We start from the raw sequence: 14685 nt of genomic DNA on the forward strand, positions 1-14685 counted from the left end.
GTTAAATGCCGACCAGCAGCAGACGAATCAGGGCAAACAGTAACAGTGCTAATAACGACGCCATCAGCATCAAATGGATAGTGCGCGGGATATCATCCAGCGCCACCTCGCGCCGTTCATCACCGATCCAGGGTTTTTCAACCCGCACGCCAAAGTAATTATTCGGCCCCCCCAGCCGCACGCCAAGCGCACCGGCAACCGTGGCTTCAGACCAGGCGCAGTTAGGACTGGCGTGCTGATAACGATCACGCCAACCGATGCACAATGCCTGACGGTAATCGGCTCGTAGTAACCACGCGGCGGCGCTGAGTAATAGCCAGCTCAGACGGGCTGGGAGCCAGTTCGCCAGATCATCCATCCGTGCCGATACATAACCAATCGCGCGGTATTTTGGCGTTTTGTAACCCACCATCGAATCAAGGGTATTGACTGCTTTGTAAGCCATTGCCAGCGGGGCACCGCCTAACATCAGAAAGAACAGCGGTGCAATCACGCCATCAACGCTGTTTTCGGCCACCGTTTCGACCACCGCACGGGTGATTTGTGGCTTCTCCAGTTGTGAGGTGTCACGCCCGACAATCCATGACAGCTTCTCGCGGCTCTGTGCCAGCGAACCATGCTGCAGGGCATCAAATACCAGCAGCGCCGCATCACTCAGGCAACGTCCGGCTAAGAGGGTGTAAATCATCCACACTTGCGCCAACCAGCCGAGCCACGGATTGATGTGTGTCATCAGTGATAAGAACCCCCAACTCAACAGCCATGTCACGCTGACCACCACCAACCACAGCGCTGCTCCCCCCCACTTCAGTGCCCGTTCGCTGTGACAAACCGCACGGATAGCACGTTGCATGACAGAGATCAGGTTACCTATCCAGCGCACCGGGTGCGGCCAGTGCGGCGGGTCGCCGAGCCAGCTATCAAGCAAGAAAGCAATAAACCATGCGCTCAGGGTCATAGCACGCTCCGGGCAGCCGTCAGCCAGCCATTCAGTAAACCGGGGCGCTGGGCAAAATGGATATGCAGATAGCTGGCCTGAGTGCGCTGAAGTTGATAGCCACTGTGCCAGCGCTGAATAGCGACGCCATCACGCCATTTGCTACTATCAAATACCGGCGTCAATGGGCTGGTAAAATCGGAATAATGGAATTCATGACCACGCAGAATTTCACCTTGTGCAGCCAATAAAGTGTCACTGCGGGCCTGTGCCTGACAGTAACCAAAGCGAGTCAGCCGTTTCCCCATCCGGCTCTCACCGGCCAAAATGCCAACCATCGGGTGGCGCTGACCACTCTCATCCGTTAAGCCATCACCGAGATACATCAGGCCACCGCATTCGGCATACAGCGGGATCTGTTGGCGGTGCGCTTGCTGTAACGCTGCATGCATCGCTGTATTTGCGGCTAAGCGGGCAGCGTGAATTTCGGGATAACCGCCTCCGAGATAAATCATCTGGCAATCGGGTAACCGGTGGTCATGGAGTGGGCTGAAACGTTGGATGCGCACGCCTGCCTGCTCAAGCAGGTCAAGGTTATCGGGGTAATAAAAATTGAAGGCTTCATCTTCGGCCAAGGCCAGTGTCAGGCCGTTAGCCAGTGTAGACGGAGGTAAGGAAGGCGGGGTGCCGGCAGGCTGTGCCGCACAATGCGTCAATGCCAGTAATCGGTCGAGATCGATAAAGGCTTCAACCTGCTGTGCCAGCCGTTGCCAGCGGGGCGAGCTGTCGGGCTGCTGGGTTTTACCCGCCACGCCCTCACGCTGCTCTTGCACCGGTATCAACCCTAAATGGCGTGATGGCAGTGCGACATCGTCCATCACCGGCAAGCGACCCAGCACGGGAATACCGCAGTAATGCTCGATGGCGTGGCGGATTAGCTGATAATGGTTTTCTGAATTAACACGGTTAACAATCACGCCTGCGATGGTGAGATTTGGGTCAAACTGGCAGAACCCCAGCACGGTAGCCGCAACCGAGGTGGATACCGCCTTGCCATCCACCAGTAAGATAACTGGGCAGCCCAGTTGCTTGGCCATCGCCGCACTACTGCAATAATCGGGATCAGTGCCGTAGCCGTCATACAAGCCCATCACACCTTCGATCACCGCCACATCAGCATGGCGCATGTGCTGGTTATATAACCCATTCAAGGTCGCAGGCGGCAGCATAAAAGCATCAAGATTACGCGAGGTAACACCACTGACGGCGCTATGCCAACCAGTATCCAGGTAATCTGGCCCGACCTTAAACGGCTGCACAGACAACCCGCGCGCCATCAGCGCCCGCAGAATACCCAACGTCACGGTTGTTTTACCGCATCCACTGCCGGTACCTGCGATAATAAATGCTTGTTTGCCAGACCGTTGCATAAAAAATCCCGCCATTTCGAGCGGGATATGCAGTGTCAAAAAGGTGCGTCTGCGCAACGTCACCGCAGCGCGCATCTGATGACAACCCACTTCCCACCGAAGGAGTTGAATATATTTTACCGATTTGGCTGGTCTTCTGGCTTAGCGTCATCCTCCCCCGCACCTTCCCAATCCGATGGATCAGTGGTTTCAGCGGGTTCGTCGGCATCACAGCAGCGGGGGCTGCGGGGGATTGTCACCCCCTTCCCTGTCGTGTATTAAGTGCCAATGCGTACACGACATAACCATTTCAGTAACTTCCCCATCGTATTGGCAGCTACAGCGGTGTTAGCAGCTATCACGCACCTGCATTACTGACCTTAGTCAGCCGGCGGGGTTTACTCGTTTGCTGCCTTGCTGCGACGCCAACTAGATTGGGGTATGTATTTATCTAATACAGTAGATTATTTTATTTCTATTTCGTTATAGAATTTATCTCTTTATTTACACAGTTGTAACGTCAACTGGTTTATTAAATCCGGTTAACGTTAATATACTCTTTTCCACAAATAAAAAATGGTTAATTTCATTTTTTGGCGGTTATTTTTTAGTGTCACCACAGCAAAAAATTGCCGACATTAGATTTAAACAAAAACAAAAACAATGAGTTAAGATATAAATCATATATAAAAACATAACAAAAAATTGTCATTATTTATTTTATACATTAATAGCTGGCACAGTTTTTAAATATATAAACGTGAACATAGAACATGACTAATTGTTATTAGATCAATAACTGTCATTTCATTTCACTGCGCTCAGAAGAAAGTGAACGAAATACCTGCGGTGTCACATTATAGGTCTGGCGGAACACCTTGCAAAAGTAGCTGGTTTGGGAAAAACCAAGATTTTTGGCAATGCTGGCAATGCTCCAATCACTGTGCTGCAACATCTCTCTGGCATTAGCCATACGTTGTTGGTTGACCCAGGCATTGAAGCCGATCCCCTGATATTTTTTAAATAACTTACTGAAATAGTAAGGGCTGAGATACACCTTGCCAGCCACCTCTTCCAACCGTAGCTCTTCTGATAAATGCGTGTCTATATAGCGTAGTGCTTTCTTCATTTTGCTGTCATGCGGATGAACCGGCCGTACCCTGCCTGGATCTTTGCTCCCCATATTGTCATTGATCACAACAAAATTGAGGTGTTTTTTCAGGCAGTTCTCAACAATCAGCTTCAGTAAATCAGCCGAGGCTATTACCCGCGAAAAATCCATTATCGGCACATTATGGAACTCATCCATTAGCGCCGGATTCTGCTGCCAGTGGTTATCGATATTCAGAATATCAATAAGGTAAACATCTGCATGCAGCCGGACCTGACCACATAACACAAAACCCACCAGATGGCCGGCAATCACCAAAGGAATAGAAAAATCCGTTAATCCGGCATGACAGCGGTAGATACATGGCTCATTGGATTTGGATGCTTCAAGACCACCACAACGATCACTCATCCGACAACGTAGATGGTTAACCGGATCTTGACGCATTAATTGACAAAATGGAGTGAAATTAAACAGGTCAGAGATTTCCTCACCGTGAATATTCACCACTACCACCGCCAACCCGGTGGCTTGGGCAAAATCCTGGGCGATTTTATTTATGAGCTCTGAGTTAAGAGAACTGGCAGAAATCATGATAAAACCTCTCAGTTAATTTATTGTTATTAAATTTTATTTTATTGTTATAACGCGTCCCTGTAATAAGTAATATGTTAGAGCATTGTTATTTAATTATTCCTATTCATCAGGTTAAAATCTATTTCCCTGAAAAGGCAAAGTAACAATTTACTCTACCAGAGTCATAAACATCAGGGGACAATTAATGATCCATTAACCAGAATGGATCACGAAATTTCCTCACCCAACGTCAGATGAGGAAATCCACGTTGCTTTATAAATTGACTTTCTCATCCTCTAACTTACAGGTATTACAAGGTAGATTTTTGCCAATGAGGAAGCGGTAGACTGCGGCCCCGAGGCAAGCACCAATAATCGGTGCCACAATCGGAACAATGAAATACGGTATATCACGGCCACCGGTCATTGAGATTTTTCCCCAGCCGGCAAAGAAGGTGAATAATTTAGGGCCAAAATCACGTGCCGGGTTCATGGCAAAACCGGTTAACGGAGCGGTAGATGCACCAATAACCGCCACCAGAATACCGATCAATAGTGGGCCTAACGCACCGCGCGGTACGCCGTTACCATCATCAGTTAGCGCCATAATCAGCCCCATAAGAATCGAGGTGATAATAATTTCAACAAATGCAGCCTGCCATACGCTGATTGCTGGCGATGGGAAGGTGCTGAAAATACTGGCTAATTGCAGGCTTTCCATGCTACCACGCACCATCTGGTGTGCGGCTTCGAAGTCAGTAAATAAATTATGGTAGAGCATGTAGGCCAGTGCCGCGCCACCAAAAGCACCGGCGACTTGAGCAATACTGTACGGGATGACTTTCCGGCCAGGGAAGCAGGCAAATAACCATAACGCGATGGTAATAGCCGGATTGAGGTGAGCACCGGAAATTCCTGCCGTCAGGTAGACCGCCAGTGAAATACCCAACCCCCACACAATACAGATTTCCCACAAACCAAAACTGGCACCTGCTACTTTCAATGCAGCCAAACAACTAATACCAAAAAACAGAAACAGCCCGGTACCGAGGAATTCCGCAATACACTGCGCTTTTAGTGAGTCGTTCATAGGGTTACCCTGCTTGTTATTAAATTAATACGTTATATACCCTAAATAATTCGAGTTTCAGGAAGGCAGCCAACGCACATGCAGCTCGAAGTATGACGGGTATGGAAATGCACGGCCCATGACCCAGCCACTATAAAGAGAGCAAAAATGAAAGTGTTGTCGTGATGTGCCATTAATTAAACAAAAAGTAGACCTTCAATAACAAATTATTGTCATTTCCGCAGAAAAGTTAGCGCCAACACCGTGTTAACAGGCACTTTTATGCTTTATTCAGCCATATGACTTTCTTGCCATTTATTCTTTCCGTTATTGTTATCAAGCTCGCACTTTTGTGGCAACTTCACCCTCACGGATATCATTATATTTATGCGCGCGATCACGCGACCTATTAAACGGGCAGGCGCGCAATTAACAAATTTAATTATTATTGTCACCTAATAAATTGTAATTCTGAATATGCAATAGCCAGTTATTACCACCATACTTTCGATAAATTCCATTATAAAACAAGTCGTTAAGCTATAACCATGACAATATTTTGTTATTTGTTCACTAACCATTCCCATCAGTAAATTCAATACAGCCATTCTTTTTCATTGCTTGTTTGTATATTCGTTCTCAGCACGAACCTGACAACTTTATTTTTAAAATTACTGACTTTACTTTTTTAAATTTACTGAATGGCCCCAACACGACAGTTTTTATTTTAGAACCTGAGCGCGTTCGAAACCGAAATAGCTGTATTTCCAACGCACAAACATCAGGTTCCTGACATCCCCGTCGAGGTATTTATGCAACAAGAAGCACTAGGAATGGTGGAAACCAAAGGGTTGACTGCAGCCATTGAGGCTGCGGACACCATGGTGAAATCGGCCAATGTGACATTAGTCGGCTATGAAAAAATTGGCTCTGGTCTGGTCACTGTCATCGTACGTGGTGACGTGGGGGCGGTTAAAGCTGCCACTGATGCTGGCGCAAGTGCGGCCGCGAAAGTGGGTGAAGTGAAATCGACCCATGTCATCCCACGCCCACATACCGATGTCGAGAAGTTCTTGCCAAAGGGAAATAGCTAATGGAAAGCAATGACCTGGTCGACCAAATCATGGCGCAGGTGATAGCAAAAGTCAGCGAACACGCTCCGGCGTCTTCTAAACAACCCTCCTATAAACAACGAGATACGGCTATGGCTGAGAAGACTTGCAGTTTAACGGAATTTGTTGGTACCGCGATCGGTGACACGGTCGGACTGGTGATCGCCAACGTCGACAGCGCCCTACTGGACGCAATGAAGCTGGAAAAACGCTATCGCTCCATCGGTATTCTGGGCGCACGTACTGGCGCCGGCCCGCACATCATGGCAGCCGATGAAGCCGTTAAGGCCACCAATACCGAAGTGGTCAGTATTGAGTTACCCCGCGATACCAAGGGCGGTGCCGGTCATGGCTCGCTGATTATCTTCGGTGGTGATGATGTTTCTGATGTGAAACGTGCTGTTGAAGTGGCGCTGAAAGAGTTGGATCGGACCTTCGGCGACGTTTACGCCAATGAAGCTGGTCACATTGAATTGCAGTACAGCGCACGTGCCAGCCACGCATTGGAAAAGGCATTTGGCGCACCATTGGGCCGTTCTTGCGGTGTGATAGTCGGTGCACCGGCGTCGATTGGTGTTTTGATGGCAGATACCGCCGTGAAATCCGCCAACGTTGACGTGGTGGCTTACAGCTCCCCCGCACATGGCACCAGCTTCAGTAACGAAGTGATTCTGGTTATCTCCGGTGATTCTGGCGCAGTTCGTCAGGCCGTCATTTCTGCTCGTGAGATCGGCAAAACGGTATTAGCGACCTTGGGTTCTGAACCGAAAAACGACCGCCCTTCTTATATCTGACGCCACAGTGAGGCTGTTTCATGAAATCGAAAAGATTTGAAGCGTTGGCGAAACGCCCAGTTAATCAGGACGGCTTTGTCAAAGAGTGGATCGAGGAAGGCTTTATTGCCATGGAAAGCCCGAATGATCCAAAACCTTCCATCAAGATTGTTAACGGTGTGGTGACCGAATTAGACGGTAAGCCACAAAGCAGTTTCGACCTGATAGACCACTTTATCGCCCGCTACGGTATCAATTTAGCGCATGCGGAAGAAGTGATGAAGATGGACTCCATCAAGTTGGCCAACATGCTGTGTGATCCTAACGTATCACGCCGCACCATTGTGCCACTCACCACAGCGATGACCCCGGCCAAAATTGTCGAGGTGGTTTCTCATATGAACGTGGTGGAAATGATGATGTCGATGCAGAAAATGCGCGCACGTCGTACCCCATCACAACAGGCTCACGTCACTAACGTTAAAGATAATCCGGTGCAGATTGCCGCCGATGCCGCCGAAGGCGCATACCGTGGCTTTGATGAGCAGGAAACTACCGTGGCCGTGGCCCGTTATGCGCCATTCAATGCCATCGCACTGTTGGTCGGTTCGCAAGTGGGTCGCCCTGGTGTGCTGACACAATGTTCACTGGAAGAAGCCACCGAATTGAAGCTGGGGATGCTGGGCCATACCTGTTATGCCGAAACCATTTCGGTTTACGGTACTGAGCCGGTATTTACCGACGGTGATGACACGCCATGGTCCAAAGGCTTCCTTGCCTCGTCCTATGCGTCACGCGGTTTGAAAATGCGTTTTACCTCAGGTTCAGGCTCCGAGGTGCAAATGGGTTATGCCGAAGGCAAATCCATGCTGTATCTGGAAGCTCGCTGTATCTATATCACCAAAGCTGCCGGGGTTCAGGGGCTGCAAAATGGTTCAGTGAGTTGTGTTGGCGTGCCGTCCGCTGTGCCATCGGGTATCCGGGCCATTCTGGCAGAAAACCTGATTTGCTCTGCACTGGATTTGGAATGCGCCTCCAGTAACGACCAGACCTTTACCCACTCCGATATGCGCCGTACCGCGCGTCTGCTGATGCAGTTCCTGCCGGGTACTGACTTTATCTCATCTGGTTTTTCTGCGGTGCCGAACTACGACAACATGTTCGCCGGTTCCAACGAAGATGCCGAAGACTTTGACGATTACAACGTATTGCAGCGCGACTTGAAAGTTGATGGTGGCTTGCGTCCGGTGCTAGAAGCTGACGTGGTGGCAATTCGTAATAAAGCTGCCCGTGCACTGCAAGCGGTATTTGCCGGTATGGGTCTGCCACCCATTACTGACGAAGAAGTGATTGCGGCGACATATGCACACGGCTCGAAAGATATGCCGGAACGTAACATCGTTGAAGACATCAAGTTCGCTCAGGAAATCATCAGCAAAAACCGCACCGGTTTGGAAGTGGTTAAAGCATTGGCACAAGGCGGTTTCGAAGATGTGGCGCAAGACATGCTCAACATCCAGAAAGCCAAAATTGCCGGTGACTACCTGCATACCTCGGCGATCATCAAAGGTGACAACCAAGTGCTGTCAGCGGTGAATGACGTCAATGACTACGCGGGTCCAGCTACCGGTTACCGGCTGGAAGGTGCACGTTGGGAAGAGATCAAAAACATTCCAAACGCGCTTGATCCGAATGAGCTTGGCTAAGGGGTTCACGAGATGGTGGATATTAACGAAAAACTGTTACGCCAAATTATCGAAGGCGTATTGCAGGAAATGCAGGGAGACAAAAATACCGTCTCCTTTAAGCAGGATACCCAACCCGCAGCGGCTGCGGCCACTGTTGCTGAAGGGAATTTCCTCACCGAAGTGGGTGAAGCCCGCCCTGGCAGCAATCAGGATGAAGTAATCATTGCCGTCGGCCCGGCATTTGGCCTGTCACAAACGGCTAACATCGTCGGTATCCCGCACAAAAATATTCTGCGCGAACTGATCGCCGGTATTGAAGAAGAAGGCATTAAAGCACGCGTTATCCGCTGCTTTAAATCCTCCGACGTGGCGTTTGTTGCCGTCGAGGGTAACCGCCTGAGTGGTTCCGGTATCTCTATCGGCATTCAATCCAAAGGCACTACGGTGATTCATCAGCAAGGCTTACCGCCGCTCTCCAATCTGGAGTTATTCCCGCAGGCCCCGCTGCTGACGCTGGAAACTTATCGCCAGATTGGCAAAAACGCCGCGCGTTATGCCAAACGGGAATCACCACAACCGGTTCCTACCCTGAACGACCAAATGGCACGGCCAAAATATCAGGCTAAATCAGCGATTCTGCATATTAAAGAAACCAAATATGTGGTGACCGGCAAGAATCCTCAGGAACTCCGGGTGGCGCTTTAACAAAGGAAAACACAATGAATTCCGAAGCTATTGAATCCATGGTTCGCGATGTGCTGAGCAAGATGAACAGCTTGCAAGGCCAGACACCTGCGGCTGCTTGTGCAGCACCAGCAACCAGTTCGCGCAATGATGCCAAAGTCTCTGATTATCCGCTGGCAAATAAACACCCTGACTGGGTCAAAACGGCCACGAACAAAACGCTGGATGACCTCACGCTGGCTAACGTTTTGAACGGCAGTGTCACTTCGCAAGATTTGCGGATTACACCGGAAATCCTGCGTATTCAGGCATCTATTGCCCGTGATGCAGGTCGTCCACTGTTAGCAATTAACTTCGAGCGTGCAGCCGAGCTGACGGCAGTACCGGATGACAAGGTACTGGATATCTATAACGCCCTACGTCCATTCCGCTCCAGCAAAGAGGAGCTGAACGCTATCGCCGACGACTTGGAACAGACCTACAAAGCGACTATCTGTGCGGCATTCGTCCGTGAAGCTGCCGTTTTGTATGTTCAGCGTAAGAAGCTAAAAGGCGACGATTAACGCAGTGATATCAATCAAGGGGAAGCGTGCCGTGGGGGTCGTAGCGGCGTAAGCCGCCGGAGCGCCCCTAGGTACGATAGCCCCGTTGATCACGACATCCAGTTATTAGTCATTTAAGGATCGGATATGGATTACATCGTCGGTGTGGATATTGGTAACTCGTCAACAGAAGTGGCATTAGCACAATGCACGGCTGGTGGTCAGTTGCACTTTATTACCAGTACCCTGACCGAGACGACGGGTATCAAAGGGACTCAACGCAATATTTTCGGCATTAACAAGGCGCTGAATATGTTGGTGGAAAAGTCCGGTATTGCACTAAGCGATATCAGCCTGATCCGCATTAACGAGGCCACACCGGTGATTGGTGATGTGGCGATGGAGACAATTACCGAAACCATCATCACCGAATCCACCATGATCGGTCATAACCCGAAAACCCCCGGTGGACTGGGGTTGGGGGTTGGGCTGACCATTACTATTGACGAGTTGGTCACCCGTGACCCTACCCAACCTTACATTCTGGTGGTGCCATCAGCGGTGGATTTCGCCGATGTCGCGGCGGTGGTGAATGCTGCCAACGGCGCTGGCTATCGCATCACGGCGGTTATCTTGCAACGAGACGATGGCGTGCTGGTCAATAATCGGCTGGCGCACCCGCTACCGATCGTTGATGAGGTGCTACATATCGACCGCATCCCGATGGGCATGCTGGCGGCGGTAGAAGTTGCTATGCCGGGTCAAGTGATTGAAACCCTCTCTAACCCCTATGGTATTGCCACCGTATTTGAACTGACTGCCGAAGAAACCAAAAACATTGTGCCGGTGGCGCGAGCGTTGATTGGTACCCGCTCGGCGGTGGTAGTGAAAACACCAGAAGGGGATGTTAAAGCACGCTCAATACCGGCCGGTCATCTGGAATTATTCGCTGACGGCCGCACGGTACGAGTTGATGTGGCGACCGGAAGTGAAGCCATTATGACGGCGATCAACAGCTTCCGTCATTTGGACAATGTCAGTGGTGAAGCGGGAACCAATATCGGCGGCATGCTCGAACACGTTCGCCAAACCATGGCGGAACTGACCAACAAACCCACCAATGAGATCTTCATTCAAGACTTGCTGGCAGTAGACACTGCCGTGCCGGTCAATGTCACCGGCGGTCTGGCGGGCGAATTCTCGCTTGAACAAGCGGTGGGCATCGCCTCCATGGTGAAGTCTGATCGCCTGCAAATGGCGCATATCGCCAGAGAAATCGAAAAGACACTGAATATTGATGTTCAGGTTGGGGGGGCAGAAGCCGAAGCGGCGATACTCGGCGCGCTGACCACACCAGGGACGCAACGGCCACTCGCCATCCTCGATTTGGGGGCGGGATCTACCGACGCCTCCATCATCAATGCTCAGGGCCAGATCGTTGCCACCCATCTGGCGGGAGCTGGCGATATGGTCACGATGATCATCGCCTCTGAATTAGATTTACAAGACCGCTATCTGGCAGAGGACATCAAAAAGTACCCGCTGGCAAAAGTGGAAAGCTTGTTCCACCTGCGCCATGAAGATGGCAGCGTTCAGTTCTTCCCACAACCGCTGCCGCCAGAGGTTTTTGCCCGACTGGTGGTAGTCAAGCCGGAAGGTTTAGTGCCACTGCCGGGAGATTACGCGCTGGAAAAAGTGCGCAATATCCGCCGCTCCGCCAAAGAGCGGGTGTTTGTTACCAATGCGCTTCGCGCCCTGCGTCAAGTCAGCCCAACCGGCAATATCCGCGATATCCCCTTCGTGGTGTTGGTTGGCGGCTCGTCGCTGGACTTTGAAATTCCGCAATTGGTCACCGATGCGCTCTCTCACTACAAATTGGTGGCGGGGCGCGGCAACATTCGCGCCAGCGAGGGGCCACGTAATGCGGTAGCCACCGGGCTGATTCTGTCCTGGCAACGGGAGAATCACGGATGAATTTCACCCATGACGCTCCTGCAATAGTGATCAGTCTGACGACACCGACACCCGAAGCCGTTTGGCATCAGGTGCTGCTGGGTATTGAGGAGGAAGGCATTCCCTGGCGTTGGCAACAAGACGACGACGGTGATGTAGCACAACGCGCCTGGCAGGCCGCCACCCGCTCTCCGTTATTGGTCGGGCTGGCCTGTTCCGGCGACGAAGTAGTCGTGCATTTTCGTAATTTACCGCCCGCCAACCCGCTATTTCGACAGCGGCGCGGGCAGAACGAGGACCAACTACGGCAGCTTGGCAATAACGCGGCCCGGTTAGTCAAAGGCTTACCATTTAAGTAACCACACACAAATCGCAGGGCGTTGTCGGTGCAGGCAGTTTGGACTTGGCCAGCGCACAGCCACCGGAGCGTACACCTGGTGTTGTAAAAACCAAGGTTCGTGAGGATGGCGAGCACTGCCCTGGTTCAAAATGGCAAACAAGATAGCCCTTACTTGATAACAAGGATAAATGAAACATGAATAACGCATTAGGTTTAGTCGAAACCAAAGGTCTGGTCGCTGCTATCGAAGCGGCTGATGCCATGGTCAAATCCGCCAACGTACAACTGGTGGGCTACGAAAAAATCGGCTCCGGTCTGGTCACCGTGATGGTCCGTGGCGATGTCGGCGCAGTAAAAGCCGCTGTTGATGCCGGTTCTGCGGCTGCCAGCGCGGTGGGTGAAGTGAAATCCTGCCATGTGATCCCACGTCCACACAGCGATGTAGAAGCCATTTTACCGACCTCTGCCTAAGGGCAAGAAGAGGAGCACAGCGTGAAAACGTCACTGGGTTTACTTGAAGTTAGCGGTCTAGCGCTGGCGATCAGTGCGGCGGATGCGATGGCAAAATCAGCATCTATCAACCTGATAGGTATAGAAAAAACCAATGGTTCCGGCTGGATGTTAATTCGTCTGACCGGTGATGTGGCCTCGGTACAGGCGGCAATCAGTACCGGTGCCGCCTTGGCCGAACTGCATCACGGATTAGTGTCCCGCGCGGTACTGGCCCGCCCGACAAAAGCCCTGTTGGCCTATTGGCTGACAGAGGCTGTCGAGGTCGCAGCCCCCGAAATCGCCGTGGCGATAGAGCCAGTTATCGCTACAGCACCCATTAACGAGGAGACGGAAGCCGCAGAGCCTCAGCCCGTTGCGACGACCGCCACAGATGATGTACCTGAACCTGTCTTTAGTGCTGAAAAAATCAGTGCCGAAGAAAGTAGTGTGGAAAGTGAGGCTCTAATCGCTCCCCGGGTGAGCTGTAATCTCTGCCTCGATCCGGCTTGCCGACGCCATAAAGGCGAGCCTCGCTTTCGCTGTATCCACTTGGGTAAACGAGGAAAAGTCTGATGGAAAAAGCGTTACTGGAACCCGTTGTCAATAAGATCCTCGACGAAATGCGTCTTCGTCCGATCCCACTTGGGGTTTCCAACCGACACCTGCATCTTTCGATGCAGGACTACCAACGGCTGTTCCCACAGCAGCCGATTACTGAAAAGAAAGCGCTGCTTCAACCCGGCCAGTACGCCGCCGAACAGACGGTAACGCTGGTCGGGCCGAAAGGCAGCCTGAAAAATGTGCGTATTCTTGGCCCGTTGCGTAGCCACAGCCAGGTGGAGATCTCCCGTACCGATGCACGCACGCTGGGTATCAATGCCCCCCTGCGGATGTCTGGCAATCTGGACGATACCCCGGCCATCACGCTAGTCAGCCCGTTCGCTGAGCTGACGTTACCCCACGGGGTGATTGTGGCACTGCGCCATATTCATATGTCGCCGCTGGATGCCCTTATCTATCGGGTAAAACACGGTGACCGGGTACAAGTTGCCATTCAGGGCAGTGGCCGTCGCCTGATACTGGATGATGTGGCGATCCGCGTTTCACCCCAAATGAAACTGGAGATGCATATCGATACCGACGAGGCCAATGCAGCGGGTGCCGACGACCCTGCGGCGTTTGCCACGATATTAACGTCATCAGGGACAACGCGGCCATGAATCTGACTCAGGCGCAAACCGAACAACTGGTCAGCCAGATTGTCACGCGGTTAGTTGAGCGCGAACGCCGGGTTCACGCCCTGCTACTGCCTCAATTGCGCGCCGGGCTTGATCCATCGGTATTCGTGCACTATGCCACGCTGCATCTGATGTTGCCGGATCTGGCATTTATCCACCGGCTGGCGCAGTTCGATACCACCTGCCCTGCGGTGGCGGCGTTAAACGAAGCATGGTCGTGGGGGATGAAAGTGCATATCAGCTTACATCGCCAACTGCTGGCTGCGTTGCCTTGTGCCGCACTGCACTCATTGCCGCTCAGTTTCAGCGACAGTCAGGGCGTTGCTATACGGTTGCACGCGGGCAAGGTTCTAAGTTATCGCGATATCGCCACTCTCGACCCCGGCTGGCTACTCATTGCAAGCCACACGCTGGTTACACCGCTGGCGCAGGACACCGTGTCAGCCCGTCACATTCAACTGTTAAGGCAGGAGTAAATCATGCAACTGGCCAGAGTGGTAGGTTCCGTGGTCTCAACGCAAAAATCACCCACGTTGATCGGTAGGAAGCTGCTGCTGGTACGCCGTGTTGCCGGTGATGGCTCACTGCCACCCGACAGCAAAACACCGGACGAAGTGGCCGTCGATTCCGTCGGTGCCGGTCAGGGCGATTTGGTCTTGCTGTCAGGCGGTTCCAGTGCCAGACGGGTATTTTCCGAGCCGAATGATGCCATCGATTTGGCGATTGTCGCCATCGTCGATGAATGTTCTTACTGATGATTA

Annotated in this window: 16 protein-coding genes and 1 riboswitch; of the genes, 12 read left to right on the plus strand and 4 right to left on the minus strand. The window is 51.6% G+C overall.

The window, feature by feature from the left end:
• Position 1: 1 nt before the first annotated feature.
• The 4 genes from cbiB to pduF form a co-directional block, all read right to left on the minus strand.
• Positions 2-958 carry an adenosylcobinamide-phosphate synthase CbiB gene (gene cbiB, locus A6J67_RS17710; protein WP_050297516.1) on the minus strand — a complete coding sequence of 319 codons (957 nt, stop codon included), beginning with the start codon at positions 956-958 and terminating at the stop codon, positions 2-4.
• On the minus strand, positions 955-2367 hold the full coding sequence (locus tag A6J67_RS17715) for a cobyrinate a,c-diamide synthase (protein WP_050297564.1): 1413 nt from the start codon (positions 2365-2367) through the stop codon (positions 955-957). The genes cbiB and A6J67_RS17715 overlap by 4 nt, the downstream gene beginning before the upstream one ends.
• A gap of 108 nt (positions 2368-2475) precedes the next feature.
• Positions 2476-2663, minus strand: a riboswitch (cobalamin riboswitch).
• Between the two features lie 485 nt (positions 2664-3148).
• Positions 3149-4051 carry a transcriptional regulator PocR gene (gene pocR / locus A6J67_RS17720; protein ID WP_005185316.1) on the minus strand — a complete coding sequence of 301 codons (903 nt, stop codon included), beginning with the start codon at positions 4049-4051 and terminating at the stop codon, positions 3149-3151.
• Positions 4052-4307: 256 nt separating this feature from the next.
• On the minus strand, positions 4308-5123 hold the full coding sequence (gene pduF, locus A6J67_RS17725) for a propanediol diffusion facilitator PduF (RefSeq protein ID WP_005185315.1): 816 nt from the start codon (positions 5121-5123) through the stop codon (positions 4308-4310).
• Between the two features lie 791 nt (positions 5124-5914).
• On the opposite strand from pduF, the gene pduA reads away from it, so the two are divergent.
• The 12 genes from pduA to A6J67_RS17785 all read left to right on the plus strand — a co-directional run bounded on the left by pduA (position 5915) and on the right by A6J67_RS17785 (position 14679).
• On the plus strand, positions 5915-6196 hold the full coding sequence (gene pduA, locus A6J67_RS17730; protein ID WP_032906380.1) for a propanediol utilization microcompartment protein PduA: 282 nt from the start codon (positions 5915-5917) through the stop codon (positions 6194-6196).
• Positions 6196-7008 carry a propanediol utilization microcompartment protein PduB gene (pduB, locus tag A6J67_RS17735; RefSeq protein WP_005185312.1) on the plus strand — a complete coding sequence of 271 codons (813 nt, stop codon included), beginning with the start codon at positions 6196-6198 and terminating at the stop codon, positions 7006-7008. The genes pduA and pduB overlap by 1 nt, the downstream gene beginning before the upstream one ends.
• Positions 7009-7028: 20 nt before the next feature.
• Positions 7029-8693, plus strand: a complete 1665-nt coding sequence (gene pduC / locus A6J67_RS17740) for a propanediol dehydratase large subunit PduC (protein ID WP_005185311.1) — start codon at positions 7029-7031, stop codon at positions 8691-8693.
• 15 nt (positions 8694-8708) lie between these two features.
• Entirely contained in the window at positions 8709-9380 is a 672-nt protein-coding gene (locus A6J67_RS17745; protein WP_161597806.1) for a propanediol/glycerol family dehydratase medium subunit, read from the plus strand.
• A 14-nt stretch (positions 9381-9394) separates the two neighbouring features.
• Positions 9395-9922, plus strand: coding sequence for a propanediol dehydratase small subunit PduE (gene pduE, locus A6J67_RS17750; RefSeq protein WP_042569498.1), 528 nt, complete (start codon positions 9395-9397; stop codon positions 9920-9922).
• A 126-nt stretch (positions 9923-10048) separates the two neighbouring features.
• A complete protein-coding gene (locus A6J67_RS17755; RefSeq protein ID WP_050288005.1) occupies positions 10049-11875 on the plus strand; it encodes a diol dehydratase reactivase subunit alpha in 1827 nt (608 codons plus the stop codon).
• Positions 11872-12213: a glycerol dehydratase reactivase beta/small subunit family protein gene (locus A6J67_RS17760; protein ID WP_032906379.1), complete on the plus strand. Its 342-nt coding sequence runs from the start codon at positions 11872-11874 to the stop codon at positions 12211-12213. Before A6J67_RS17755 ends, A6J67_RS17760 begins: the two co-directional genes overlap by 4 nt.
• Before the next feature lie 176 nt (positions 12214-12389).
• On the plus strand, positions 12390-12665 hold the full coding sequence (pduJ, locus tag A6J67_RS17765) for a propanediol utilization microcompartment protein PduJ (protein ID WP_004090424.1): 276 nt from the start codon (positions 12390-12392) through the stop codon (positions 12663-12665).
• A 21-nt stretch (positions 12666-12686) separates the two neighbouring features.
• Positions 12687-13259: a BMC domain-containing protein gene (locus tag A6J67_RS17770; RefSeq protein WP_042569495.1), complete on the plus strand. Its 573-nt coding sequence runs from the start codon at positions 12687-12689 to the stop codon at positions 13257-13259.
• A complete protein-coding gene (locus A6J67_RS17775) occupies positions 13259-13906 on the plus strand; it encodes a phosphate propanoyltransferase (RefSeq protein WP_005185300.1) in 648 nt (215 codons plus the stop codon). The genes A6J67_RS17770 and A6J67_RS17775 overlap by 1 nt, the downstream gene beginning before the upstream one ends.
• Positions 13903-14400 carry a microcompartment protein PduM gene (gene pduM / locus A6J67_RS17780; RefSeq protein ID WP_032906375.1) on the plus strand — a complete coding sequence of 166 codons (498 nt, stop codon included), beginning with the start codon at positions 13903-13905 and terminating at the stop codon, positions 14398-14400. Before A6J67_RS17775 ends, pduM begins: the two co-directional genes overlap by 4 nt.
• A gap of 3 nt (positions 14401-14403) precedes the next feature.
• Positions 14404-14679 carry a EutN/CcmL family microcompartment protein gene (locus A6J67_RS17785; protein WP_005185294.1) on the plus strand — a complete coding sequence of 92 codons (276 nt, stop codon included), beginning with the start codon at positions 14404-14406 and terminating at the stop codon, positions 14677-14679.
• Positions 14680-14685: the final 6 nt, after the last annotated feature.

Origin of the sequence: Yersinia sp. FDAARGOS_228 (assembly GCF_002073315.2) — a bacterium.
GTDB classification, from domain to species: domain Bacteria; phylum Pseudomonadota; class Gammaproteobacteria; order Enterobacterales; family Enterobacteriaceae; genus Yersinia; species Yersinia intermedia.